This is a genomic window from Sphingomonas sp. 1185, assembly GCF_040544655.1.
Classification (GTDB): domain Bacteria; phylum Pseudomonadota; class Alphaproteobacteria; order Sphingomonadales; family Sphingomonadaceae; genus Sphingomonas.
The window spans coordinates 113671-137766 of the sequence record NZ_JBEPKL010000004.1; the positions used below are offsets into that span (position 1 = coordinate 113671).

Below are 24096 nucleotides of genomic sequence, written 5' to 3' on the forward strand. Positions count from 1 at the left end.
CCCATCGTCCCGGACCTCAAACTGGAGGTCCGTATGTCTCTTAAATACCGCATGGCCGCGATCGGCCTTGCGTTGCTGTTGATGCCGGGGCCGTTGGCGGCGCAGTCCAAACAGGTCGCGTCCCCCGGCTCCTTCGTTCCGCAATCCGCCCTCGCATTCGGGCGGCCGGGGGAAACCGCCAAGCCCGTCACCGAGGATACCCCTTTGCCGACGCGCGCGGCGGACATGGCCCCGGCCTCGACGCCCGCGCTGACCGGGGTGTCGACCGGGCCTGGGCTGGTCGGGCCGTTCCGCCCGCAGCTGGGCCGGGTGGTCACGGTGGCGCTGTCCGCGTCGAGCTGGGCGGGCGGCAACGCGCAGCTTTTGCGCTCGACCGATAACGGCGCGACGACCTTGCCGCTGACGCCCGGCGGCGTCACGGTCGGCGTGTGGTCGGGGCAGGGCGTCGACCAGCCCTGGGTCGAGACGGAGAAGGGCGCGACGCTCTGGCTCTATCTGCCCTTCGCGGGCATCACCTATCGGGTGTCGTGACCATGCGCTTCCTGAAGCTGCTGTGTGCGCTGTTCGCGCTCGTCGCCATGTCCCTGTCGTCGGCCGCAACCGCGCAGACCGACGCTACCTCCATCAACGCCCGCACGATCGCCCAGCGTGCCTATCAACTGGCGATCGGTCGCAAGCCCAATGTCGTCACGGGCCTGGGCGATAGCCGCGAGGCCGCCAACTATCTCGACCCGTCGTTGCGCAACCGGGGCACCCGGTCGCCGTTGAACTGGGCCAACGCGCTTCTGGGCCAGCGCTTCACGATCGGCGCGACCTTCGGGGTCAGTGGCGACCGAACCGACCAGATGCTGGCGCGATTACCCGCCGCGATCGCGACCAATGCGGGCATTCTTCATGTCTGGGGCGGCATCAACAATATCGGTGCGGTCGCCAGCGGCCCTCCGGCCTTCACGTACACACACGCGGTCACGGGCGAGCCGGTGACGATCGACAATGTGGCGGCGGTCGCGATGCGCGACCTCCGTTATATTTGCGATACTGCGCGCGCGGCCGGGATGATTGTTATCTTGGAAAATGAAGTGGGCGGCTCGACGCTGACCACGACCGAGAAGCTGGCGGCGCTCTACAGCCTTCGTCAGATGATTACCGAATATGCCGAGCGGACGCCCGGCGTGTACGAGCATGACGCCTATCCGGTCGTCATGAACCCTGGGGCGGCCACCCCCACGTTCAAGTCGGGATATTCATACGACGGCATCCACCTGAACGGGCGTGGCGCTTATTGGCATGGCAGGAGCCTGGCGGCCTTGCTCGACCGTTTGGCGGCCCCACGCTTCCCCCTGATCCGCAGCGTCGCCGAGGTCCCGGCCAATGGTCGTCGCCAGCTACTCGCCAACCCGATCTTTGCCACCAATACCGGGGGGACGCTGTCGAGCTGGAACGCGACGGCCAGCACCAATTCGACCAACAGCCTGAATGTCACGTCGTCCAGCACGTTGCCGCTGGGGGCGACCGTCACCGGGGCTGGCATCCCGGCGGGAACGACCATCACCGGCCAGCCCAGCGGCGGCGGCGCAGGTGCCTACACGATGAGTCAGCAAGCCACGGCGACGGCCAGCGGCATCACGGTTGCCGTCACGCCGCTAAGCGGAACCGTCCCGGCGAACTGGTCGGCCAGCATGTCAGCTGGCGGGGGCTTTGCTGCGCTGACCAGCGTGACGAATGCCGACGGTATCGGCAACGGCCTCCAGGCCAGCATCACCTTCGGCGGCGTGGGCAGCTTCACCATCTCGCAAGCGCTTAGCGGGACGGTTGGCGGCGCGTACAATAGCAACCTCCAGGCGGGCGACGAGATCGAGGGGTTCGCACTGGTCGAAATCACGGGCGCATCGAATGCGCTGTCGGGGATCAGCTTGGAATTGGGCGGGGCGACGGCCGGATCGGGCGGGACGAATTTCAGCTCGTTCGATATGTCCGGTCCGAGCGCGTCGAGCGACGCGGGCGTCAATGACACGGCAATCATGACCCTTCGGACGCGACCGATCACGGTCCTCAGTCCGACCGGACCATACCCCTACGTCATTGCCACCGTCCGGGCATCGGCGTTCGCGGCGGGTAGCGCGACGATCGTTATTCGACAGGTCGGCATTCGGCGGCGTGGGGGGAGCTGATATGCGTAAATCTGACCGGGTGGCGGTGGGTCCGCCGCCGGTCGAAACTGTCACATGGTGGTCTGCATAAGGGTAGAACCCAGGTTTCAACGCCGTTTCAGGCCCTCAAACTGTCACAAGCGTGACACTTCGCCCGATCACCCCACGAAAGCGCTGTTTTCAGCCATTCCCATCCCAGAATAGCCCACAATGGCCCGTCCAATCCCACCATGTCACGATGTGACAGTTCATGATCCCCTACAGGCGATGAGCTTTGCCGACGATGCGGCGCGGCTGGCGGGGATGGCGGGCGCGGTGCTGGGCTGGTCGCCCGACCGCTTCTGGCGCGCCACCCCGACCGAGCTTCACGCGGTGGTCGGGGCCTTGACGGGGGCGGGGCAGGGCGGGGGCGATCCGCCGTCGCGCGCCACGCTCGCCCGGTTGCGGGAGATGTATCCGGATGGATGAGCAGGATTTCGCGCCGCGCATCGATATGCGTGGCTTCACTGCGGACATGGCCGCGATGCGCGCCGATCTGTCGCATGGGCTGGGCGATGCCGCTGAGCTGGGCGCGCGTAGCGTCGAGGGGGCGCTGCTCCGGGCGGCGCGGACCGGCCGGTTCGGTTTCGAGGAGCTGAAGGCGACCGCGCTGTCCGCGCTCGACCAGATCGCCCGCGCGGCGTTGCGACAGGGGGTGGGGGCGGTCGGTGACGGCGGCCTGCTGGGTCTGCTGGGCGGACTGGCGTCGGGCCTGCCGGGGCGGGCGACCGGCGGGCCGGTATCGCCCGACCGCCCCTATCTGGTCGGCGAGCGGGGGCCGGAGGTCTTCGTGCCGACCAGCAGCGGCCGGGTGGAGCCGTTGCGCCCCGGTGCGTCGCCGCGCGACGTGCGGGTGGCGATCACGATCAACGCCGGGGCGGGCGAGGCGGCGGGGGTGCTGCAACGCTCCGGCCGCCAGGTGGCGCGTGCGGTTCGCGCGGCGCTGGCAGAGGATTGAGGCGCCCGCGACGGCCCAAGGGACAAGGGGAGGGGAAAACCGGTGCAATGGTGTCTGCATGAGCAGCGGCGGGATCAGCGAAGCGATCATCTGTCACGCTTCGATCCCCGTTACTGGACCGTTGACTTCCCGCGCCCGATGATGGCGGCGGTGGTCGCGAGCGGGGCGGACAGCCTGCGCGTCGACACGGTCTTCTATCGCACCGACGATCTGGCGGGGCTGATCTGGGAGTCGGCCGACCGGCACGACCATCCGCTGCTTCGCTATGACACGGTGCGCGACTATCGCGATTGCCGGTTGCGGTTCCGCTGGCGCTCGGGCGGGATCAAGCCGCTCGACGCGCGACATGGGCCGACGCTGACCATCGAGGGGCGCGACGCAAGCGGCAAGGCCCGCGCTTGGTATGTCCGGCTGTGGAATTATGCGACCGGCACGGCGGAGGATGCGGAGGTCGCGATCGACTTCGCGAACCTGGCGGGCGGATTCAGATTTCCCGAAGAGCGCGATCCCGTCTGGGCGGGCGATGTCGACCGCATGTTCGTCTCGCTGGTCGCGCCCGATTACGATGCCGGGGCGGCCTTTTTGGCGCGGCCGCAGGAGGGGTGGGTCGAGCTGACCGGCATCGCCTGCGACGGGCCGGGCGCGGTGATCGGGGTCGGCGCGGCGGTGCTGCCCGAACAGGGGTTCCGCATCGCCAGCGGCTATGACGACAGCTATCACCTGACGCCGCAGCGTTTGCTGCGCAACATGCTGCACCTCGGCTATCGCGGCGACCTCGTCCATTATGTCGGCATGAGCCATTATTTCCGGCTCGAACGCAGCGGCGACGGGCTGTACGCCAGCCTGGCGGGCGGCGTGCTCAACGCGCCCTGCGCCGCCTGGCATCGCGGGTTCGCGGTCGAGGCCAGCGCACTGGGCTATGACCCGATCTGGTCGCTGTCCTATGAGCTGTTCGACGCGCATTGCTGGGGCGACTGGAAGCAGCGTTCGGCCGATGGCGCGCCGGCGCTGACCGGCTGGTCGCCCCCCTCCACGCTGCTCAGCCCGGCGCATGGCGGGGCGATGGCATATCTCCAGGCGGTGGCGCGCGCGTTCCTGGCGATCGGGCAGGCGGCGGGGCTGCCCCCGAAATTCCAGGTGGGCGAGCCCTGGTGGTGGGTGCGCCCCGCCGACGGCGCGCCGTGCCTGTACGACGCGGCGGCGGTGGCGGCCTTCGCACCGGTGCCGATGGCGAGCATGGCGGAGGCGCGGAGCCAGGCGCAGCGCGATACGCTCGACCGGGCGGGGGCGTGCCTCGCGGCATCGACAGCGGCGCTGTGCGCGGCGGCGAAGGCGGCGGCGCCGGGCTGCGTCACCCATTTGCTGACCTATCTGCCGACCGTGCTCGACCCGGCCGCGCCCGAGGCCGTCCGCGCGAACATGCCGGTCGGCTGGGCGAGCCCGGCCTTCGATATCCTGCAGCTGGAGGATTATGACTGGGTGACGGCGGGCGACACCGCCTCGACCCGCAAGGGCGTCGCGCTGGCCGAGGCGCGGCTGGGCTATCCGCCGGAGCGGCAACATTATTTCTCGGGCTTCGTGCTGCGCGCCGATCAGCGGGCGCAATGGGGCCGGATCGCGGAGGCGGCCGGGGTCGCGCGGGTGCGGGGAATCGCGGCGACCTTCGTCTGGGCGATGCCGCAGGTGATGCGCGACGGGTTCGTCTGTTGGGAAGGGGGAGAGGATCGCGTGCAGGCTTTCGACGATGTGCTGTTCCCGCTGGCGCTGGGCCGCGAGGCGGAGGTGACGCCGGGCTTTTCCACTGCGATCCTGACGAGCGCGGGCGGGCGCGAGGCGCGCAATGCCGCCTGGGCGGAGGCGCGGACCACCTATGATGTCGGCCCCGGCCTCCGCTCTGCCGAGGACATGGCGACGCTGCTCTCCTTCTTCCGCGCGCGGCTGGGCCCAGCACGCGGGTTCCGGCTGCGCGATCCGTTCGACAGCAGCGCCACCGACGAGGCGATCGGCACCGGCGACGGCACCACCCGCCGCTTCGCGCTGCTCCGCCATTATGGCGACCAGCCGCGCCGGATCACCCGGCCGGTCGCGGGCAGTGTCTCGGTCAGGATGGCGGGCCGGGGCGTGACGGGCTTCGTCGTCGAGCCTGGCGGGTGGCTGTTGTTCGACACCGCTCCGGTGGCGGGCGCGGCGATCACCGCCAGCTTCGCCTTCGACGTGCCCGTCCGTTTCGCCGAAGACCGGCTGAGCGTCACGCTGGCCGGGTTTCGCGCCGGGGCGGCGGCGTCGGTGCCGCTGGTCGAGGTGCGTGAGGCATGAGCGGCGACACGCTGACCGGCTGGGTGCTGTGCTGGCGGATCGAGCGGTCTGACGGGGTGACGATCGGGCTGACCGGCCATGACCATGACCTGTGGATCGACGGTCTGCGCTACCGCGCCGCGCCCGGCCTGACGCCCAGCGCGATCCTGCGCGGCGACGGCCTTGACCCCGATCTGATGGACGCCTCGGGTGCACTCACCAGCGAGGCGATCGGCGAGCGCGACCTGCTGGCGGGCCGCTGGGACGGCGCGCGCGTGGCGGCGATCGCGGTCGACTGGAGCGGGGCGGGCGACCCGGTGCCGCTGGGCCAGGGGACGATCGGCGCGGTGCAGCTGGGTGAGGGGGGCTTCACCGCCGAACTGCGCGGCGTCGGCGCGCTGCTCGACCGGCCGGTGGCGGCGGAGACCTCGCCCGACTGCCGCGCCGCGCTGGGCGATCGGCGGTGCCGCGTGCCGATGGCGGGGCGGCGGCGCATCGCGCGGGTGACCGACTGGGACGGCGAGGCGATGCTGACCGTCGCGCACGACGAGCCGGTCGCCAATGCCTATGGCCAGGGGCGGCTGATCTGGTTCGGCGGCGCCAATAGCGGGCTGGAGGCGGTGGTGTTGCGGTCGGAGGGGCGGCGTCTGTGGCTGGCCGCCACGCCCGCCTTCTCGGTCGAGGGTATGCCGCTGGTCGAGCTGGTCGAGGGGTGCGACAAGCGGCTGGAGACCTGTGTCGCGCGGTTCGGCAACGTCCTGAATTTCCGGGGCGAGCCGTTCCTGCCCGGCATCGACCTGCTCACCCGCTATCCCGGCGCATGAGCGCGGTGGCGGCGGCAGCGGTCGCGCTGATCGGCGTGCGGTTCCGGCTGCACGGACGCGACCCGGCGCATGGGCTGGACTGTGTCGGGCTGGTCGCGGCGGCGACCGGGCGGGCGGCGCCGACCGGCTATGGCTGGCGCAGCGGCGACGCGGCGAAGGCGGCGGCGGCGCTCGATGCGCAATTTCAGAGGACGACGGATTCGCCGGGCGCGGTGCTGTTGCTGCGTGCCGGGCCGGGGCAGCTCCATCTGGCGATCCGGGTCGGTGACGGGATCGTCCATGCCGATGCGGGCCTGCGCCGGGTCGCCTGGCGGCCGGGTGCACCGCCCTGGCCGGTGCTGGGCTGTTGGAAGGGGGAGGGATAATGGCGACCTTGGTGTTGGGCACGGTGGGGCGGGCGCTGCTGGGGCCGGTGGGCGGCGCGATCGGCGCGCTGATCGGCAACCGCGTGGATCATGCGGTGCTGGGCCCGCGACGGCAGCAGGGCCCGCGCCTGACCGAGCTGTCGGTCCAGACCTCGACCTATGGCACGCAGATGCCCGCCGTCTTCGGCACGATGCGGGTCGCCGGGCCGGTGATCTGGGCGACCGATCTGGTCGAGGCGCGCGGGCTGACCGGCGGGGGCAAGGGGCGTCCGGCGACCGAAAGCTATAGCTATACCGCCAATTTCGCGGTCGCCTTGTCGGGGCGGCCGATCCGGCGGGTGGGGCGTATCTGGGCCGATGGCCGGTTGCTGCGCGGGGCGGCGGGCGATTTCAAGGTGGCGACGGGCTTTCGCCTCCATCCCGGCACCGAGGATCAGCCGGTCGACCCGCTGATCGCCTCGGTCGAGGGGGCGCGCGCCTCGGCCTGTCGGGGCCTGGCCTATGCGGTATTCGAGGGGCTGGCGCTGGCCGAGTTCGGCAATCGCATCCCTCAGCTGACCTTCGAGGTCGAGGCGGACGAGGCGCCGCTGTCCTGCCGTGCCATCGCGCAGGCATTGTGCGGGCAGGTGCGCGGCGGCGATGCGGGCGCGACCGTCGCGGGATTCGCCGCAAGCGGGGGCAGCGTGCGCGCGGTCCTCGACATGCTGGCCGATATGAGCGGCGGGCAATGGGTCGCCGAGGGCGACGGCATCCGGCTGGTCGCGCCGTCCGCATCCGCCACGCCCGCCGTCACCATCCGCGACGACGCCGTGGCGGCGGACGGCCATGGGCGGCGCGGCCAGCGCGCCATCGCCAGCGAGGCGAGCATCGCCGCCAGCGTGACGGTGGCGCATTACGATCCCGCCCGCGACTATCAGATCGGGCAGCAGCGCGCGCGTCGCCCCGGCGGAGTGCGCGACGAGCGGCTGGAGCTGGCCGCCGCGCTGGATGCGGCGACCGCGCGGACATTGGCGCAGGATCGGCTGGCGCGGCTGTCGGTCGAGCGGGTGCGCCGCACGGTGACGCTCGGCCCCGAAGCGCTGGCCATCGCGCCGGGCACCATCGTCGCGATCGCGGGAGAGGCGGGGCGCTGGCGGGTGATCGAAGCCGCCTGGGAGAATATGGCGGTGCGGCTGACCTGCGTGCCGCTGGGCCGGGGCGGGCCGATGCTGCCCGCCGCATCCGGCCGGATCGCGCCCGCGCCGGACCGGGCCATCGGCGCCACCCGGCTGATCGCCTTCGAAGCGCCGCCGCTCGACGACCAGCCGCTCGGCACGCCGCGCCTGTCGGTGGTGGCGGCGGGCGGTCCCGGATGGCGGCAGGCCTCGCTCGCCTATAGCCTGGACGACGGCGCGAGCTGGACCGCGCTGGGCCTGACGGCGATGCCCGGCGTGATCGGGCGGGTGACGGCGGTCTCCCCCGGCGGGGCGATCGGCCTGATCGACCGGCGCGGGACCTTCGTCGTCGCGCTGGCGGAGGATCTGGCGGATGCCGATCCGGCCGCGATCGATGCGGGGGCCAATCTCGCCTGGGTCGGCGGCGAGCTGTTGCAGTTCGCGCGCGCCGAGCCGCTGGGCGACGGACAATGGCGGCTCAGCCAGCTGCGACGCGGCCTGCGCGGGACCGAGGCGATGGTCGGCCAGGCCGGGCCCGGCGACGCCTTCGTCCTGATCGCGGCGGCCAGCGTCCGGACGATCGACATTCCCGTCACGATGCTGGGCACTCGGGTCCGCTTCCTGGCGTATGGCGTGGGCGACGGTGTCGAGGGGGTGCAGGCATCGGCGATGGTGACCGGCCAGTCGGTCCGCCCGCCCGCGCCGGTCCATCTCCGCTGGCGGCGGGGCGAAGACGGACGGGTCACGATCGGCTGGACCCGACGGAGCCGCATCGGCTGGGGCTGGACGGACCGGGTCGACGCGCCGCTGGGGGAGGAGAGCGAGCGCTACCGCGTGACGATCGGCGAGCGGGAGGAGGATGTCTCGGCACCCGTCTGGACGGGCAGCGCGCCCGTCGGGACGCGGGTGGCGGTGCGGCAATTGGGGACGCTGGCGGCATCGTTGCCGCTGGTCGCGATATTGGGGGAGGGACGAGATGGGTGAGGAAACGCCGCGCTGGACGCTGCCGCTGCTGTCGGCGGGGCAGGCGCAGAAAGAAGTGACGCATAACGAGGCGCTGAGCCTGCTCGATCTGGTCGTGCAACCCTGTGTCGAGGCGGTCGGGCTGAACGCGCCGCCCACCGATGCGACACCGGGTCAGGCCTGGGTGATCGGCGACCAGCCGACCGGCGCCTGGACCGGCCATGCCCGGCATCTGGCGGGCTGGACCGCCGGGGGCTGGCGGTTCCTGATTCCGCGGCCCGGCCTGTCGATATGGAGTCGGGCCGATGGCTGCCGATCGGAATGGAGTGAGGATGGCTGGCGGACGGGCCGGGTGACGGCGCGCGAGTTGCTGGTGGAGGGAAAAAAGGTTGTTGGTACGCAACAAAGTGGCATCGCGCTTACAGAAGGTGGGCAAGTCATTGATTCACAGGCAAGATCGGCGGTCGATGCGGTGATCCGCGCGCTGCGGAACCATGGCTTGATCGCCTCGGCATGACCCAAAATCTGTGCTTTTAATGCCACAGTCGGGGGCTTTTGTTTGCTTGCGTGGAAACCAACCCTCCGATAGTGAGTTTGCGCTGTCCGTAGTGACAACCAAGAAAGGGGACTATGATGCGGAAGCTTGCCATTGTTCTGGCACTTGCCTCCACCGCCCTCGCTTCGCCTGCCCTCGCCCGCGACAAGTCGTGGTATGTCGGCATCGAAGGCGGCGGGATGATCGTCGAAGATATCAACTATGATATCACCGGCACGCGTACCGGCACCGCCACCGTCGACCATGACTATGGTTATGACATTGACGGCGTGATGGGTTACGACTTCGGTGGTTTCCGTCTGGAAACCGAAGTCGGCTATCGCCGCGCGACGGTCGACAGCTTCAGCTCGACCACGCTGACCAACACCGGCATCGGCACGGGCACCGTTCCGGCCGGCAACTATGACTATGCCGGTGGCTCCACCTCGGCGCTCAGCTTCATGCTGAACGGCTTGCTGGACTTCGGTGCCGATGACGGCATCCAGGGCTTCGTCGGCGGCGGCGTCGGCGTCGCGCGCGTCAAGGCGAACTACGCCCTGAACAACCGCGCCGACTTCCTGAACGACTCGGACACCGTGTTCGCGTGGCAGGCTCTGGCGGGCATCCGCGCGCCGCTGACCGACCATATCGACGCGACGCTGAAGTATCGCTTCTTCAACGCCGAGAACGTCAAGCTGGTCGACGTTGCGAACAACACGTTCGACGGCCGCTTCCGTTCGCACTCGATCCTGGGTGGCGTGGCGTACAACTTCGGCGAACCGGCAGCTCCGCCGCCCCCGCCGCCGCCCCCGCCGCCCCCGCCGCCTCCCCCCCCGCCGCCCCCGCCTCCGGCTCCGGAGCCCGTGGTGTGCTCGCCGGGTCCGTTCATCGTGTTCTTCGAGTGGAACAAGTCGGACGTCACCCCGGAAGCAGCGTCGATCCTCGACAACGCGATCACCCAGTACCAGAGCTGCGGCAATGCCCGCGTGATGGTCGCCGGCTTCACCGACACCTCGGGTACGCCGCGCTACAACATGGGTCTGTCGCAGCGTCGTGCCGACGCGGTGAAGGCGTACATGACGTCGCGTTCGATCCCGGATGGCTCGATCTCGACCGAAGCGTTCGGCGAAGACCGCGACCACCTGCGCGTTCAGACTGCGGACGGCGTCCGCGAGGTCCAGAACCGTCGCGTGGAAATCACCTACGGTCCGGGCGCTGGCCAGTAAGCCACGCTCAGCCAAGGCTGATTGCAAAAGGGGAGGTCGGCGAAAGCCGGCCTCCTTTTTTCATGCGCGCGCGCGCGGCCTGTACACGGGCCGTAATCGATTTCGGCGATTCATACTTTCTTCGCCCCTGCCCAATATGAACAGGTGACTGGGGACACGAAGGGGCAAGGCCGCCATGCCGCGCGGAGGACAACATCATCGAAGCCGGGAAGCGCGTCGGCAGGTCATGATTCCGTGCCGGATGAAGTCGGTGCGGGGATGGGGCGACGCCTGCATCCACAATATCTCGTCGCGCGGCATGATGATCGCCTCCGACGATCCGCTGGTGCCCGGTGACTATGTCGACATCCGCCGGGGGCGCCAGGTGGTGATCGGCCGCGTCATCTGGCGGCGCGATTGCTATACCGGCATCCGAACCCAGGACGTGATCAGCGCCGATACCCTCATCAACGAACCGCGCCTGGAAGGGCGTCCGGTCCAGTCCGCCGCCGAAGCCGATCGCCGCACCAGTCGCAGCCGCGCGGTCAGTCGCATCGACACCGCGCATGGCCTGGACCGAAGCCGCTGGCTGGCCGGCAACCTGCAATTCGGCGCGCTCTGTGTCTTCGGGCTGGTCGCCGCCATCGTCATCGCCCTGCAGGTGGCGCAGATGCTCGCCATTCCCACCGGCCGCATCACCCAGGCGCTGGCGGTAAAGCCCGACGCGCGCCCCTGATCCGCGAAGGGGATCAGGCCGGTTCGTCCGCCCCGATCGCCGCCGCCAGCCAGGCGGGGCACAGCGCATCGCCCAGCGTCTCGACCCGGCGATGCTCGACCATCAGCCCCAACTCCGGATAGGTCGCCCGCGTCCGGTCGCCCGCATCGCCCAGGGGCGCCACCACCAGCCGCCGGTTGACCTTCGAGCGGTGATGCATCCGGGCGGTATTCTCCTGCCCGACATAGCAGCCCTTGGTGAAGCTGACCCCGTTCAGCTCGCGCGCATTGCATTCCAGCCAGAGCGTCTCGCCCGACCCCAGCTCGCCCACGCCCTCGGTAACGCCCAGCGACAGGCGGTGCGCGACCCAATCGGTCGCCGCGTCGCCGGCGGGAGCCAGCCAGCGCTTGCCCAATTCGGGCAGGCGCGGGTCCTCGGCATGGCCATCGGCGTCGCGGCTCCAATGCACCGCCAGATCCTCCACGGGCTCGATCGTGATCGCCCGGCGCAGGCGATAGATCGACAGCCGCCGCGCCAGCGCCTCGGTCTGCGCGGCCTCCGCATCGATCAGCACCGCATCGCCGTCCGCCCATAGCAGGAAGTCGAACAGCGCCTTGCCCTGCGGGGTCAGCAGCCCCGCCCAGCGCGGCCCGTCGGGCGTCAGGCCGATCACGTCCTGCGTCACCAGACCTTGCAGGAAACCGCGCACATCCTCGCCCGCCACGCGGATCAGGCGCCGGTCGGCCAGGGTCGTGGCGGGCGTGGCGCCGGGCTGCGTCGTCGGGGTGGTATCGCTCATGGCGGCAAGGTAGGAGGGCGCGACCAATCGCGAAAGGCCCGTTTGTCATGACCTTCGATCTGCTTCTCTCCGGCGGCACCGTTCATACCCCCGGCGGCCCCGTTCGTGCCGATGTCGGCGTGAAGAACGGCCGGATCGTCGCCATCGGGGCGAAGGGCGATGCGGGGCGGGTGATCGACTGCACCGGGCTCGACATCCTGCCCGGCGTGATCGACAGCCAGGTCCATTTCCGCGAGCCCGGCCTGATGCACAAGGAAGACCTGGCGAGCGGAAGCCGCGCGGCGGTGATGGGCGGCGTGACCGCCGTCTTCGAAATGCCCAATACCAAGCCGAACACCGATTCGGCCGACGCGATCACCGACAAGCTGACCCGCGCGAAGACGATGTATTGCGACCATGCCTTCTATGTCGGCGCGACCAACCACAATGCGCGCGACCTGGCCGAGCTGGAGCGGATGCCGGGCACGGCGGGCGTGAAGATCTTCATGGGTGCGTCGACCGGCGACCTGCTGGTGTCCGAGGACGCGCGGCTGGCCGAGGTGCTCGCCTCGGGCCATCGCCGCGTCGCCATCCATGCCGAGGACGAGGACCGGATGAACGCGCGTGCGGGCGAGCGGATCGAGGGCGATCCGTCCTCGCACCCGGTCTGGCGCGATGACGAAAGCGCGCTGCTCGCCACCCATCGCATCCTGCGGCTGGCGCGCGCGGCCAATCGCCGTATTCACATCCTGCACGTCACCACGCCCGCCGAGCTGGAATATATCGCCAAGCACAAGGACATCGCGACCTGCGAGGTCACGCCGCAGCACCTGACGCTGGCGGGCGAGGAGGCCTATCCGCGGCTCGGCACGCTGGCGCAGATGAACCCGCCGATCCGTTCGGGCGCGCATCGCGACGGGCTGTGGCACTGGCTGAACCAGGGCGTGCCCGACGTCATCGGCTCGGACCATGCGCCGCACACGCTGGAGGAAAAGGCCAAGCCCTATCCGGGCAGCCCCAGCGGGATGCCGGGCGTGCAGACGCTGCTGCCGCTGCTGCTCGACCATGCCGCGAACGGCCGCCTGTCGCTCCAGCGCGTGATCGAGCTGACCAGCGCCGGTGCGCAGCGCATCTTCGGCATCGTCGGCAAGGGGCGGATCGCGGCGGGCTATGACGCCGACTTCACCATCGTCGACCTCAAGAAGCGCTGGACGATCGAGGAAAAGTGGCTTCAGTCCAAGTGCGGCTGGTCGCCCTTTACCGGCATGGAGCTGACCGGCAAGCCGATCGGCACGATCGTGCGCGGCCAGGTGGCGATGTGGGAAGACCAGCTGGCCGAGGCTCCGACCGGCCAGCCGATCCGTTTCGAGGCGGTCGATTTCGGATGATCGCAGAGCGCCGGGTGCGCGACATCCGGGTCTATTGCCCGGTCGCGCACCCCACGCTGGCGGCGATGATCGCGGGCGATCCGATGGCGGTCGAGCGCGACGCGACCGCCGCCGCGCTGCTCGCGATCCTGCGGACGCCGCCGCTGGGCGATTTCGGGCGGTATCGCGAGGTGGTGGAACTCGCGCTCGGCTATGAAGGCTTTCGCCCGGCCGAGGGCGCGGTGCCGACGCTGGGGACGGTGGGCGAGGCGAGCTGGTCGCCCACCGTCATCCTGACCGCGATCTATGATGCGGAGGCGGATGTGTCGGGCCTGGCGGAACGGCTGCTCGCCGCGCATCCCTGGGACGTGCCGGTGATCGCGGTCAGCGAGCCCTATCGCTTGCTGCTGCGCGGATAGGGGCGGGCATGGGCTTCGATTTCGCTCAGCCTGAACGGCTGTTTGGGAATCACCCGCTCCGTCCGTTCAGCCTGAGCGAGGTCGAAGGCCAAGGGAATCCCCCAGCCCCGATCAGAACGGCAACCAGCGCGCCTTGTGCGTGAAGTTCATATAGCCGACATTGACGCCCGCGCGCCAACCGACGCCCAGCCGCACCGGGATCAGCACGACATTGCCGCGCCGCAAATAGGTCGCGGCGAACCCGCCGACGAAATAGAGCCGCCCCTCGGCCGCCGGGAAGCGGTGGAACAGCTCCTCGGTGTCGTAGAGGTTGTAGACCAGCACGAACACCTTGTTCGCATCGCCGCCAATGTCGAAGCCCAGCGAGGGGCCGGTCCAATAGACCGGCATCTGCCCCTCGACCTTGTGCGTCATCACGCCCGAGCCATAGCGAAGCCCGACGACGAACGCGCCCGACGCCTCGCGCCCCGCGATATAGGCATTGGGGCGGCCCTGCTCGCGCAGGATGCGCTCGATCATCCCCGCCAAGCCCTCGGCGCCCTTGCCGAACACATCCTCGCCCGCGGCCATCAGATCGTCGCGCTCGAAGGTTTCGGAGGCCTGGGTCGTCTGCGTCGCGCGCGAATCGGGAATGGGGGTGGTGACCGGGGGCGGAGTGGTGGTCTGGGCGGGGGGCAGGGACTGGACCGGCGGCTCGACCGGCACGGGATCCCGCTGCGCCGGACGCGAGGGCTGGGTCGCCAGGTCGCTGTCGATTCCCTGGTTCGGATCGATGGTCCGGACCTGGGCGACGGCGGGCATGGCGGTCGCGGCGACGGCGGACAGGCCGCACAGGACCGACAGACCCAGATGGACGAAACGCATGACCTTCAACTCCCCCGGCAAGCCGATGCGGCACGTTAACCAGCCGCCGCCTTGCAGTGCAATGAACGACCTGAAGGCCCCTAGTCGATTTTCTCCACAAAATCCCGTCCAACCCCGGTTGATTGCCTCTCCCGGCCCCGCTATAGCCGCACCTCGCCGCAACCGGAGACGTGGGTGAGTGGCTGAAACCAACGCTTTGCTAAAGCGTCGTACGGGAAACCGTACCGAGGGTTCGAATCCCTCCGTCTCCGCCATATTGCGCGCTCCCCGATCATGTTCGAAACGCCGTAAGGCCGAACCGTCCTTCACCGCCCAGTCGAGCGGCTGGGACAGCATCTGATCCGTTTCCGGACCTGTGCTGATCGGCGCTTGTGTTGTCCTGTCCTTGCGATCACCCTCGCGGAAACGAACCGGCTTTCGGGACCGGGAGACGAGGGAGGATGAGCTATGAGGATCGCACTCGCGGCGCTGGCGATGGGTATGGCGGGCGTGGCGGCGGCCGGGGCGGCCCAGACCCCGTCGGCCCAGACCCCGTCGGCCCAGACCCCGTCGGCCCAGACCCCGTCCGCGCCTGCGCCCGCGCCGGTGAAGGAGGATTTCAGACCCTCCTCGCTCAACCAGCCGGGCCAGCTCTATCCGCAGGTCAATTCGCAGGGTTATGCCCGTTTCCGCGTCCTCGCCCCCGATGCCAGGGCGGTGAAGGTCAGCCTGGGGCTGGGTGGGCGCGGCGGGACCGTGCTGACAAAAGCGCCCGACGGGTCATGGATGGGCACGTCCGAAGGGCCGCTGGACGAGGGATTCCATTATTACCACCTGACCGTCGACGGCGGCACGTTCAACGATCCGGGGACGCGCAACTTCTACGGCTCGACGCGCTGGGAAAGCGGGATCGAGATCCCGGCGCATGACGCGGACTTCTATGCGTTGAAGAACGTGCCCCATGGCCGGGTCGAGCAGATCCTGTTCGCCTCGCCCAGCACGGGCACGCAGCGGCGCGCCTTCGTCTACACCCCGCCCGGCTATGATCGGAGCGCGGGCGAACGCTATCCGGTCCTCTATCTCCAGCATGGCTGGGGCGAGGACGAGACCGCCTGGTCCAACCAGGGCCATGCCAACCTCATCATGGACAATCTGATCGCCGCCGGAAAGACGCGGCCGTTCCTCATCGTCATGACCTATGGCATGACCAACGACCTGCGCCCCGGCGGTCCGGGCGGGCTGGCTGCGTTCGATATCCGGCCGTTCCAGACGGTGCTGCTGAACGAGCTGATCCCCTATGTCGACGGGCATTTCCGCACCCTGTCCGACCAGCGTCACCGCGCGATGGCGGGGCTGTCCATGGGCGGGTTCGAGACCAAGCTGATCGCCCCCAAACATCTCGACACCTTCGGCGCGATCGGGTTGCTGAGCGGCGGGACCATGTCGATGGAGGATGTGAAGGCGGCACCCGGCTATCGCGACAAGGTGCGGCTGACCTTTGTCAGCTTCGGCAGTCGCGAGCTGGAGGGCGGTCGCACCGGCCCGCCGGGCGGTCCGCGCAGCGATCCGCGCGCCAATGCCGAAGCGTTGAAGAAGGCCGGGTTCAACAGCGTCTTCTTCATCTCGCCGGACACGGGACACGAATTCCAGACATGGCGGCGCAGCCTGCATGCCATGGCGCCGCTGCTGTTCCGCGACTGAGGGGGACGGGGTCGGCGGCGGTGATGCGCCGCCGACTTTACGCGATCAGTTGCGCAGGCTGTCGGGCACGACGCCGCCATTTTCGGCGAGCTTGGCCATCACCGCCTTGTGCAGCGCGATATTCTGTTCGGCCGACCCGTCCTCGGCGGCGTGGACGCCCAGTTCGTCGGCCAGTTCCTTGCGCGCCGACAGGCTGGAATCCAGGTCGAGCAGCTTGAGCAGATCGACGATCGAGCTTTGGTAGTGACCCCCGCCGCCCTTCATCGACGCCATTTCGGACAGGACCGCACCGACATCGACCGCCTGGGGCGATGCGGGTTCGGGAGCAGGGGTAGATGCGGCGGCCGGGGCGGGCTGGGTCGGTTCCGCCTGGATCGTGGCGGGTGCCGGGGTGGGAGCGGGGGCAGGCGTCTTGCTGCCATGGTGGAATATCTTGTTCAGGATATTGCCGAAAATGCTCATGACCGAGTTCCTTCGCTGATACGGATGACGGCGATGCCCGCCTCAACGACGAAAAGTGGCGTCCGGGTCCGTCACGGGTCGCTTCCCGGTTGGGAACGTCATCGCCCGACAGACGCTTACACCCCATCTCCCGACGCTTTTTCAGGGGTTTGCCATGACCATTCGTACGACGCTCATCGCCACGACCGCCCTTCTCGCGCTGGCGGGGTGCGGCAAGAAACAGGATGCGACGCCCGCCGACACGACGAACAGCGTCGCCGCCGCCAACCAGCTCGACGCCGCGACGCCGACCCCCGCCGCCGTCAGCGCGTCGCAGAGCTTCGTCAACACCGCCGCCGCCAGCGACGCGTTCGAGATCGAAAGCTCGAAGCTGGCGCTGACCAATGGTTCGTCCGCCTCGGTCAAGTCCTATGCCCGCAAGATGATCGAGGCGCACACCGCCTCGACCGCCAAGCTGAAGGCGACCACCGCCACGCTGAGCCCCGCGCTCACCCCCGACCCGGCGCTCAATGCCGAGCAGCAGCAGACGATCGACCAGCTGAAGTCGCTCAACGGCGCGGCGTTCGATCAGGCCTATATCGCCGCGCAGGCGGCCGGGCACCAGCAGACGCTCGATGCGCTGAAGGCCTATGCCGCGACCGGCGACGTGCCCCAGCTGAAGACCTTCGCCAACGGGCTGATCCCGACCGTCGCCGCGCATCTGAACATGGCGAAGGGCCTGAAGGCCTGATTTAAGGGACAGGGGCGGCGGGTATGCGCGCCGCCCCTTCTCAAAAGGCGAAGCTGACCGTGCCGATCGCGCGACGCGGGTCTCCGATCGCGACGCCATATTGATTGACCGCCGAGGTGTAATAGGTCCGGTCGAAGATGTTCTTCAGGTTGAACTGGAACGTCACCCGCCGCCCCGCCAGTTGCGTGTCATAGGTCATGAAGGCGTCGGCCACGACATAGGAGGCCAGCCAGAAGCTGTTGGCATCGTCCCCCGGCCGCCGCGCGACATAGCGCCCGCCCGCGCCCAGCCTCAGCCGATCCTCGCCCGCGATCGCCCCGACATCATAGGCCGCCGACAGCGACGCGGTATGCGGCGCGACATTGGCGAGCTGGTTGCCCGAAAATGCCGGGTCCTCGACGGTGCGCGCATGGGTATAGGCATAGCTGCCAATCAGGCTGAGCGTGCGCGTCACTTGGCCCGCGACGTCCAGTTCCACCCCGCGCGAGATGGCACGGCCTGCGGTGCGGTAATCGGTCAGCGCGGTCGCCGGATTGAACTGCGACACCAGCACGTTGCGCTTGTCGATATCGTACAGCGCCAGCGTCGCGGTGACGCGGTCGGGCAGGTCGAGCTTGGCCCCGACTTCGAACGAGCGCCCCCGCTCCGGCGCGAAGGCCGAGGTGAGGGTGACGCCGCTGGCCAGCGGCGCGATGGTCGAGGTCGGCTTCAGCGAGCGGGTATAGCCGCCATAGAGCGACAGCGTGTCGGTCGCGCGCCAGACCAGCCCGGCCTGGGGCACGAACTCCCAGCGGTCCAGATCGGTGTTGGCGGTGAAGGGTCGTCCGCGCCCCGCCCGCTGGTCGAACCCGACCAGCCGCCCGCCCGCCGTCACGATCCAGCGCTCGCCCAGATGGATCGCGTCCTGGCCGAACAGCGAATAGTTATACAGCCGGTCGGTCTGGTCGCTGTCGGACGGCGACACGGTGGTTGGAAAGGGCTCGCGCCCATAGACGGGGCGCAGATAGCTGAAGGTCGTGGACGTCGCCTGGCGGATCAGGTCGCGGCGGTAATAGCGGCGATATTCGCCCTCCACGCCCAGGATGATCTGGTGCCGCAACCCCAGCGCCTCGACCTGGCCGTCGAGATAGGCCTGGACATAGGCATCGGTGCTGAGCGAGCCGACCGTGGCGTCGTTGCGGCGGGTCAGCGTGCCGCGCGCGGTGTTCACCGCCGTCACCCGCAGCTGTCCGGCGTCATAGCGTTCGCTGTTGAAGCTGGCCGCCAGATGCGCCGCCCATGTGCCGCCCAGCCGGTGGTCGAGCGCCAGCTGGACCAGGTGGCTGTCGCCGACCATCCGGTTGTTGCGATCGTCCAGCCGCTCGCGACGCGGCACCGCCAGCGGGGTCATGGTGCGGGGATCGAGCACCGTCCCCCGGTCGAAGGGCGTGTCGAACCGGCGATATTCATACCACAGCACCGCCTGCGTATCGCCGCCATACCAGCCGAGCGAGGGCGCGATCAGCGTGTCGCGGCGCTCGCCGAAATTGCGCCAATAATCCTCGTCCTGATGATCGAGCACCAACCGCCCGGCCAGAGGACCGGCGATCGGGCCGGTCAGGTCGGCCATCGCCTCCAGCCCGGTGCGCGATGCGGCATAGGCCGATCCGGTCAGCGCGACCGCCAGATGCGGGTCAAGCAGCGGCTTCTTCGCGACGGTGTTGATGACCCCGCCGGGGTCCATGATGCCATAGAGCAGCGAGGCGGGGCCCTTCAGCACCTCGACGCTCTGGGTGGCGGCGTTGAAGGCGCGACCCTGTACCAGCGGCATGCCGTTGCGCATCACCGACCCGTCGCGATTGCCGCCGAAGCCGCGCTTGAGCACCGTGTCCTGCGTCGCGGCCAGCGTATTGCCCTGGGTGATGCCGCTGACATTGGCGAGCACATCGTCCAGGAAACGCGGGCGCTGGTCGCGGATCACCTGCGCGGGCACGATATTGACCGCCTGCGGCGTCTCGAGTGGTCCGGCCGAGGAGCGCAGGGTCGAGGCGTCGGGGGTCGGCTTGTAGCGGTCGTCCGCCGCCTTCGGCGCAGGCGAGGCGCGGCCGGTGACGACGATCTCCTGCCCGGCGGTGCCGTCGTCGTCGAGCGTCGCCGCCTGCGCGGAAGCGGCGGTCAGGCCCAGGACCAGCAACCCGCCGGTGATCGTTCGCATAGGATGTCCCCTTTGCGAGCGCCTCATATACTTTTGATAGGGACTCGCAATAGCTACTTGCGCGTGAGGGTGATCGCGTCCGGCTCGTCGCGCACCGACAGGTCGAACAGCGCGCCGATCAGCGTCAGGCTCTCGACCGGGCGGTCCAGCCGGAAGCGGCCGTTGAACGTCTCGTCCGCCAGTGCCGGATCGGCCAACCGGATGGGGCGGGGGCTGTAGCGCCCGATCCGTGCCACCGCATCGCCCAGCCGGATGCGGTCGCCGGTCAGCCAGCGGTCCTGCCATCCCTGATAGCTGCCGGTATCGAAGCGGTGGAGCGCGATGCGGTCGCGCCCGGCCTCGGCCCAGTAACCGGCGGTGACGACCACCGGCGCCTGCCCCTGCACGGTCAGCCGCACCCGGCCGCGATAGACGCGCAGCTCGCTATGCCCCGCGCCGCGATCGACGCTGAAATTGGTGCCCAGCGCGACCATCTGCCCCTCGGGCGTCGAGACGGCGAAGGGGCGGCTTGCATCGTGGCGCACCTCGAACCGTGCTGCGCCGCCTTGCAACGTCAGGTCGCGCGCGTTGTCCGAAAAGGCGATGGCGACGCGCGAGGCGGCATCGAGCGTCATGTCCGATCCGTCGGGCAGCGTGACCCGGCGCTGCTGCCCGACCGCGCTGGCATAGTCTGCGCGCACCGTCCCGCCGGGGGGCAGGGCATGCCATAGCAACGGCGCGACCGCGACGGCGGCCAGCCCGGCGGCGATGCCGATGGTGAAGCGCCGGTTCGCGGGACGCGCCAGCGCCTGCCAGCGGCGGGGACGGGGGCGGGGCGCCGGAACGGACGGGCTCGCCCGCTCCGCCTGCTCGACGACATGGAACAGCGCCGGGTCGCCCAGCAGCCGCACCATCCGCCCCAAGGCGTCGCGATGCGCGGGCGAGCGGTTCAGCCATGCGCCCAGTTCGGCGCGATCGTCCGGCGACAGCGCGTCCAGCCGGTCGGCCCAGTCCGCCGCCTCTTCGATCAGCCCGTCAGTCATGCGCCCGGCTCCGGGGAAGGGCGCGGATGGGGGCGTCGTCCACGCATCCGGCCAGATCGACCATGGCGCGGACCAGATGCTTCTTCACCGCCTCGACGCTGATGTTCATCTCCTCGGCGATCTGCTGGCGCGACTTGCCCTCCAGATGGCGTTCGACAAAGACCGCGCGGCGCTGCGGCGGCAATGTGTCCAGCACGGCGCGGAACCGGTCGAAACGCTGGCGATAGTCCAGCACCTCGTCCGCCAGCGGCAGCGCGCAGGCCAGTTCGGTGTCGACCGGGCCATGATCAGCGACGATCCGCCGGGCGCGGCCATGGATGACCGAGTCGGCCACGCGAAAGGCATAGGCGAGCGGCTGTTCGATCACCTGTCTGCGCTCCTGCTCGATGACGCGCATGATCGCCTCCTGCACGATGTCCTCGGCCTGTTCGGGCTCGCGGATCCGCCTGCGGACATAGGTCAGCAGCCGGTCGCGCCCGTCCGCCACCCAGGCGAGCGGCCCGCTCATTCGGTCCCGTCCATGAAGAGCCGGTCGCACCGCATCCGGGGACATTCCCTCGCGAAAAACAGGATGCGTCGGCCTCGGGGAGAGGCCGACGCACCATGATCCGATATCCTGCGCGGGCAGGACATCAAGTGGCGTCAGGGTCAGAAGGTGACCCGCACACCGCCCAGCAGCGTCGTGCCCGAACGCGTCACGACATAGAGCCGCCTGGTGCTGTTGGAATATTGCTTCTCGCGCTGGTTGGTCAGGTTGATGCCGTTCAGCGTCAGCTGGACGTTCTTGGTGACCGCATAATGCGCCGACATGTCGACATAGACGGTGCCCTCGAACCCGGTCACGTCCTGATCGGGGCCGAGCGACGTCAGCACCGGCGAGGCGCTGAAGATATAGCCGCTGCGGTAATTGGCCGAGACGCGCGCGTCGAACGCCTTGTCCTGGTAATAGAGCGTGGCGTTGGCATTGTACTTGCTCAACCCCTCCAGCGTCGTCGGGATGCTGCCCGCATAGATTTTGGAATAGTCCAGCCGCGAGTCGACATAGGTAAAGTTCAACGCGGTCCCCAGCCGGTCGAACGGCGCGGGCAGGAACTTGAAGTCGGTCTGGCCCGACAGCTCGACCCCGAACAGGTTCGTCGCCAGCAGGTTCACGGGGCGCGAGAAGCTGTCGATGATCGTCTTGCCGGTGACGCCCGGATAGAGATTGTCGGGCAGCCCGGTCTGCGAATAGGGCACGTCGCTGACCGTCTGCGTCGAGATATAGCCGTCGAGATGCTTGTAGAACAGGGCGGCGGCGACATAGCCGACCGAGCCGAAATATTGCTCGGCCGAGATGTCGAAGTCGTTCGACTTGTAGGGGCGCAGGTTCGGGTTGCCGATCGACACGGTGATGTCGCCATTGTTGTTGCTGACCGACCCGTTGACCGCCAGCGCGCCCAGCGCCGGACGGTTGATGTTCTGCGACGCGGCGAAGCGCAGCATCAGCCCCGGATTCAGCTCGAAGATCAGGTTCGCGGCGGGCAGCACGCCCTGATACTCGCCGCGCACCGTGACCGGGCCGACACTGGCCAGCCCGTCCGAGGTGACGGTGGTGCGATAATAGCGCGCCCCGATATTGCCGCGGAACGGCACGCCGCCCAGCACATGGTTCCAGTCATATTGGACAAAGGCCGCGCCGGTGCGCTCCTCGACCGCGAAGACGCCCAGCTTGCTGGTCAGATATTGCGCGCGGTCGATGCCCAGCGTCTGGAGCATCCGGGGGAAGTCGACGATGGTCCAGTCCTGGCCGGTATAGCCGCCGTAAACCTGCGCATAGCCCGCGACATTGGCGCTGACCTTGCCCGACTGGAACTGGCTGGTCAGGATATTGTCCTGCTCGCCATAATAGCCGGTATTGGCGAAGCGCCGCCATTCGCCGCCGAGGCTGATCGTGTCGTCGGGCGACAATTTATAGTCGAACCGGCCCTTGATGTTGTCGAACGCCGTGTCCTGATAGGTGTTGTTCACGTATACCCGCTTGGCATGCCAGAAATTGGCGTCGGCCGGGTTGAACTTATAGGTGTTGACCAGCGAATAGGTGCCGCCGCGATAGTCGGAGGTGACGTCGCCGAACCCCTCGACCGTGAACTTGTCGTTGACCGGCATCGAATAGGCCGACCGCTCGACCCCGCCCAGCCAGGTGAAGGTCAGCCCCTCGGCCAGCTCGGCGTCGCCGCTCAGCACCAGCTGCTTGAAGATGTTCTTGGTGTTCTGGATGCGCGTCTCGGTCGACGCCTTGCCGCCCGACACGTCGAGATAGACGACCTCGTTGCGGTCGTTCCACTGGAGCGCGTTGACCCGCGAATTGGGATAGACCACGCCCGCGAACGTCTCGCCGCCGCCGAGCCAGGTCGAGCTGCCGCCGCCGCGCGAGGCCAGGTGGGTCTCGAAACGGTCGCCCTTGAACTGGCCGTACAGCCCGTCGAGCGTCAGATGCACCTTGTCGGTCGGCGCCCACTGGACCGAGGTGGTCAGCCCGATCCGTTCCTGCTTGCTGTCCCATACCGACAGGCGGTTGCCGCGCGCGAACAACAGGTCGCCCGAGTTGATCTTGGCCTGTTCGGCGGCGGTCAGGCCGCTGATGTTGCTGCCATTCGCCTTGTTGCGGCGCCAGCGATAGGTGTCGAACCCCTCCTCGCGGGTGTTGCGGCGGCTATAGGCGGCCGAGACGAGGATGCCGAAATCGCCCCAGTTCTTGGAGATCAGGCCGGTCAGGCGCGGCTGGAAATCGCGGGTCAGCGTATTGGTGCCGCCCTGCGCCGACATGGCGATCTTGGTGCCTTTGAAGTCGAACGGGCGCGCGGTGTAGAGCCCGACCGTGCCCGCCAGGCCGCCCTCGGTCTGCTTGGCCTGGTACGATTTCTCGACATCGACATGGTTGAACAGTTCGGCGGCGAACAGGTTGAAGTCGAAGGCGCGGTCGCGCGTCGTCTGGCCGCGGCTGTCCTGCGGCGAGTCGACATTGCCCAGCACCTCCATCCCGTCGAGCTGGACGCGGGTGAAGTCGGGGCCCAGGCCGCGCAGCGAGATGCGGCGGCCTTCGCCCGCTTCACGATTGATCGCGACGCCGGGCAGGCGCTGGAGCGCTTCGGCCAGGTTCAGGTCGGGAAAGGCGGCGATGTCGCTGGCCGCGATCGAATCCTTGATGATCGACGCCTCGCGCTTGGAATCGCGGGCGGCGGCCAGGCTGGTGCGATAGCCGGTGACGACCACCTCGCCCTGCTGGTCTGCCGCCCCGTCCTGCTTCGGCGCGTCCTGCGCGACGGCCGGCTGCACCGCGAACAGTGCGCTCGACGCCAGCAGCAGCGTTCTCTTCGTCCACATCTCGAATAACCCCC

At 68.9% G+C, this 24096-nt stretch carries 22 protein-coding genes and 1 tRNA gene; 16 read left to right on the forward strand and 7 right to left on the reverse strand.

Features of this window, described 5'->3' with window-relative positions; all coding sequences use genetic code 11:
- The first annotated feature begins 33 nt into the window (after positions 1 to 33).
- The 11 genes from ABIC44_RS05115 (at position 34) to ABIC44_RS05165 (ending at position 11224) form a co-directional block, all read left to right on the forward strand.
- Positions 34 to 531, forward strand: a complete 498-nt coding sequence (locus ABIC44_RS05115; protein ID WP_354294107.1) for a hypothetical protein — start codon at positions 34 to 36, stop codon at positions 529 to 531.
- Between the two features lie 2 nt (positions 532 to 533).
- Positions 534 to 2171, forward strand: a complete 1638-nt coding sequence (locus ABIC44_RS05120; RefSeq protein WP_354294177.1) for an SGNH/GDSL hydrolase family protein — start codon at positions 534 to 536, stop codon at positions 2169 to 2171.
- Positions 2172 to 2417: 246 nt separating this feature from the next.
- Positions 2418 to 2618: a phage tail assembly chaperone gene (locus ABIC44_RS05125; RefSeq protein ID WP_354294108.1), complete on the forward strand. Its 201-nt coding sequence runs from the start codon at positions 2418 to 2420 to the stop codon at positions 2616 to 2618.
- A complete protein-coding gene (locus tag ABIC44_RS05130; protein ID WP_354294109.1) occupies positions 2611 to 3147 on the forward strand; it encodes a tail tape measure protein in 537 nt (178 codons plus the stop codon). Before ABIC44_RS05125 ends, ABIC44_RS05130 begins: the two co-directional genes overlap by 8 nt.
- Before the next feature lie 42 nt (positions 3148 to 3189).
- Positions 3190 to 5463 (forward strand): phage distal tail protein, Rcc01695 family, encoded by a 2274-nt coding sequence (locus ABIC44_RS05135; RefSeq protein ID WP_354294110.1) that lies wholly within the window; start codon positions 3190 to 3192, stop codon positions 5461 to 5463.
- Entirely contained in the window at positions 5460 to 6266 is an 807-nt protein-coding gene (locus ABIC44_RS05140) for a phage/gene transfer agent baseplate hub protein (RefSeq protein ID WP_354294112.1), read from the forward strand. Before ABIC44_RS05135 ends, ABIC44_RS05140 begins: the two co-directional genes overlap by 4 nt.
- Complete coding sequence (locus ABIC44_RS05145; protein WP_354294113.1) at positions 6263 to 6631, forward strand: peptidoglycan endopeptidase; 369 nt, start codon at positions 6263 to 6265, stop codon at positions 6629 to 6631. Before ABIC44_RS05140 ends, ABIC44_RS05145 begins: the two co-directional genes overlap by 4 nt.
- Entirely contained in the window at positions 6631 to 8769 is a 2139-nt protein-coding gene (locus tag ABIC44_RS05150; protein WP_354294114.1) for a phage tail protein, read from the forward strand. The genes ABIC44_RS05145 and ABIC44_RS05150 overlap by 1 nt, the downstream gene beginning before the upstream one ends.
- On the forward strand, positions 8762 to 9265 hold the full coding sequence (locus ABIC44_RS05155) for a DUF2793 domain-containing protein (RefSeq protein WP_354294115.1): 504 nt from the start codon (positions 8762 to 8764) through the stop codon (positions 9263 to 9265). Before ABIC44_RS05150 ends, ABIC44_RS05155 begins: the two co-directional genes overlap by 8 nt.
- 116 nt (positions 9266 to 9381) lie before the next feature.
- Complete coding sequence (locus tag ABIC44_RS05160; protein ID WP_307102452.1) at positions 9382 to 10509, forward strand: OmpA family protein; 1128 nt, start codon at positions 9382 to 9384, stop codon at positions 10507 to 10509.
- 175 nt (positions 10510 to 10684) lie between these two features.
- Positions 10685 to 11224: a PilZ domain-containing protein gene (locus ABIC44_RS05165; protein WP_354294117.1), complete on the forward strand. Its 540-nt coding sequence runs from the start codon at positions 10685 to 10687 to the stop codon at positions 11222 to 11224.
- Between the two features lie 13 nt (positions 11225 to 11237).
- Here the strand turns inward: ABIC44_RS05165 and ygfZ are convergent, their stop codons facing one another.
- Positions 11238 to 12002 carry a CAF17-like 4Fe-4S cluster assembly/insertion protein YgfZ gene (gene ygfZ, locus ABIC44_RS05170; RefSeq protein ID WP_354294118.1) on the reverse strand — a complete coding sequence of 255 codons (765 nt, stop codon included), beginning with the start codon at positions 12000 to 12002 and terminating at the stop codon, positions 11238 to 11240.
- Between the two features lie 47 nt (positions 12003 to 12049).
- On the opposite strand from ygfZ, the gene ABIC44_RS05175 reads away from it, so the two are divergent.
- Both ABIC44_RS05175 and ABIC44_RS05180 read left to right on the forward strand, forming a co-directional pair.
- Complete coding sequence (locus ABIC44_RS05175) at positions 12050 to 13369, forward strand: dihydroorotase (RefSeq protein ID WP_354294120.1); 1320 nt, start codon at positions 12050 to 12052, stop codon at positions 13367 to 13369.
- Entirely contained in the window at positions 13366 to 13767 is a 402-nt protein-coding gene (locus ABIC44_RS05180) for a hypothetical protein (protein ID WP_354294121.1), read from the forward strand. Before ABIC44_RS05175 ends, ABIC44_RS05180 begins: the two co-directional genes overlap by 4 nt.
- 111 nt (positions 13768 to 13878) lie before the next feature.
- On the opposite strand, the gene ABIC44_RS05185 is transcribed toward ABIC44_RS05180, so the two are convergent.
- Positions 13879 to 14631, reverse strand: coding sequence for a DUF1134 domain-containing protein (locus tag ABIC44_RS05185; RefSeq protein ID WP_309692141.1), 753 nt, complete (start codon positions 14629 to 14631; stop codon positions 13879 to 13881).
- Positions 14632 to 14795: 164 nt separating this feature from the next.
- On the opposite strand from ABIC44_RS05185, the gene ABIC44_RS05190 reads away from it, so the two are divergent.
- Together ABIC44_RS05190 and ABIC44_RS05195 are read left to right on the forward strand one after the other, a co-directional pair.
- Positions 14796 to 14885: transfer RNA gene (locus ABIC44_RS05190), tRNA-Ser, on the forward strand.
- 193 nt (positions 14886 to 15078) lie between these two features.
- On the forward strand, positions 15079 to 16311 hold the full coding sequence (locus ABIC44_RS05195) for an alpha/beta hydrolase-fold protein (protein ID WP_354294122.1): 1233 nt from the start codon (positions 15079 to 15081) through the stop codon (positions 16309 to 16311).
- Positions 16312 to 16356: 45 nt separating this feature from the next.
- Here ABIC44_RS05195 and ABIC44_RS05200 read toward each other — a convergent pair whose 3' ends face one another.
- Positions 16357 to 16773 carry a DUF3597 domain-containing protein gene (locus ABIC44_RS05200; RefSeq protein WP_354294124.1) on the reverse strand — a complete coding sequence of 139 codons (417 nt, stop codon included), beginning with the start codon at positions 16771 to 16773 and terminating at the stop codon, positions 16357 to 16359.
- Positions 16774 to 16927: 154 nt separating this feature from the next.
- Here ABIC44_RS05200 and ABIC44_RS05205 point away from each other — a divergent pair, with 154 nt between their 5' ends.
- Positions 16928 to 17503 (forward strand): DUF4142 domain-containing protein, encoded by a 576-nt coding sequence (locus ABIC44_RS05205; RefSeq protein ID WP_309699529.1) that lies wholly within the window; start codon positions 16928 to 16930, stop codon positions 17501 to 17503.
- A 40-nt stretch (positions 17504 to 17543) separates the two neighbouring features.
- On the opposite strand, the gene ABIC44_RS05210 is transcribed toward ABIC44_RS05205, so the two are convergent.
- The 4 genes from ABIC44_RS05210 to ABIC44_RS05225 all read right to left on the reverse strand — a co-directional run bounded on the left by ABIC44_RS05210 (position 17544) and on the right by ABIC44_RS05225 (position 24082).
- On the reverse strand, positions 17544 to 19697 hold the full coding sequence (locus ABIC44_RS05210) for a TonB-dependent siderophore receptor (RefSeq protein WP_354294125.1): 2154 nt from the start codon (positions 19695 to 19697) through the stop codon (positions 17544 to 17546).
- Positions 19698 to 19750: 53 nt separating this feature from the next.
- Entirely contained in the window at positions 19751 to 20719 is a 969-nt protein-coding gene (locus ABIC44_RS05215; RefSeq protein ID WP_354294127.1) for a FecR family protein, read from the reverse strand.
- Entirely contained in the window at positions 20712 to 21227 is a 516-nt protein-coding gene (locus ABIC44_RS05220) for an RNA polymerase sigma factor (RefSeq protein WP_354294129.1), read from the reverse strand. The genes ABIC44_RS05215 and ABIC44_RS05220 overlap by 8 nt, the downstream gene beginning before the upstream one ends.
- Positions 21228 to 21367: 140 nt before the next feature.
- A complete protein-coding gene (locus ABIC44_RS05225; RefSeq protein ID WP_354294131.1) occupies positions 21368 to 24082 on the reverse strand; it encodes a TonB-dependent receptor in 2715 nt (904 codons plus the stop codon).
- Positions 24083 to 24096 lie beyond the last annotated feature (14 nt).

Coding starts and splice junctions, on each gene's coding strand:
- ABIC44_RS05115 (WP_354294107.1), top strand. CDS start 34: ATGTCTCTTAAATACCGCATGGCCGCGATCGGCCTTGCGTTGCTGTTG.
- ABIC44_RS05120 (WP_354294177.1), top strand. CDS start 534: ATGCGCTTCCTGAAGCTGCTGTGTGCGCTGTTCGCGCTCGTCGCCATG.
- ABIC44_RS05125 (WP_354294108.1), top strand. CDS start 2,418: ATGAGCTTTGCCGACGATGCGGCGCGGCTGGCGGGGATGGCGGGCGCG.
- ABIC44_RS05130 (WP_354294109.1), top strand. CDS start 2,611: ATGGATGAGCAGGATTTCGCGCCGCGCATCGATATGCGTGGCTTCACT.
- ABIC44_RS05140 (WP_354294112.1), top strand. CDS start 5,460: ATGAGCGGCGACACGCTGACCGGCTGGGTGCTGTGCTGGCGGATCGAG.
- ABIC44_RS05145 (WP_354294113.1), top strand. CDS start 6,263: ATGAGCGCGGTGGCGGCGGCAGCGGTCGCGCTGATCGGCGTGCGGTTC.
- ABIC44_RS05150 (WP_354294114.1), top strand. CDS start 6,631: ATGGCGACCTTGGTGTTGGGCACGGTGGGGCGGGCGCTGCTGGGGCCG.
- ABIC44_RS05155 (WP_354294115.1), top strand. CDS start 8,762: ATGGGTGAGGAAACGCCGCGCTGGACGCTGCCGCTGCTGTCGGCGGGG.
- ABIC44_RS05160 (WP_307102452.1), top strand. CDS start 9,382: ATGCGGAAGCTTGCCATTGTTCTGGCACTTGCCTCCACCGCCCTCGCT.
- ABIC44_RS05165 (WP_354294117.1), top strand. CDS start 10,685: ATGCCGCGCGGAGGACAACATCATCGAAGCCGGGAAGCGCGTCGGCAG.
- ygfZ (WP_354294118.1), bottom strand. CDS start 12,002: ATGAGCGATACCACCCCGACGACGCAGCCCGGCGCCACGCCCGCCACG.
- ABIC44_RS05175 (WP_354294120.1), top strand. CDS start 12,050: ATGACCTTCGATCTGCTTCTCTCCGGCGGCACCGTTCATACCCCCGGC.
- ABIC44_RS05180 (WP_354294121.1), top strand. CDS start 13,366: ATGATCGCAGAGCGCCGGGTGCGCGACATCCGGGTCTATTGCCCGGTC.
- ABIC44_RS05185 (WP_309692141.1), bottom strand. CDS start 14,631: ATGCGTTTCGTCCATCTGGGTCTGTCGGTCCTGTGCGGCCTGTCCGCC.
- ABIC44_RS05195 (WP_354294122.1), top strand. CDS start 15,079: ATGAGGATCGCACTCGCGGCGCTGGCGATGGGTATGGCGGGCGTGGCG.
- ABIC44_RS05200 (WP_354294124.1), bottom strand. CDS start 16,773: ATGAGCATTTTCGGCAATATCCTGAACAAGATATTCCACCATGGCAGC.
- ABIC44_RS05205 (WP_309699529.1), top strand. CDS start 16,928: ATGACCATTCGTACGACGCTCATCGCCACGACCGCCCTTCTCGCGCTG.
- ABIC44_RS05210 (WP_354294125.1), bottom strand. CDS start 19,697: ATGCGAACGATCACCGGCGGGTTGCTGGTCCTGGGCCTGACCGCCGCT.
- ABIC44_RS05215 (WP_354294127.1), bottom strand. CDS start 20,719: ATGACTGACGGGCTGATCGAAGAGGCGGCGGACTGGGCCGACCGGCTG.
- ABIC44_RS05220 (WP_354294129.1), bottom strand. CDS start 21,227: ATGAGCGGGCCGCTCGCCTGGGTGGCGGACGGGCGCGACCGGCTGCTG.
- ABIC44_RS05225 (WP_354294131.1), bottom strand. CDS start 24,082: ATGTGGACGAAGAGAACGCTGCTGCTGGCGTCGAGCGCACTGTTCGCG.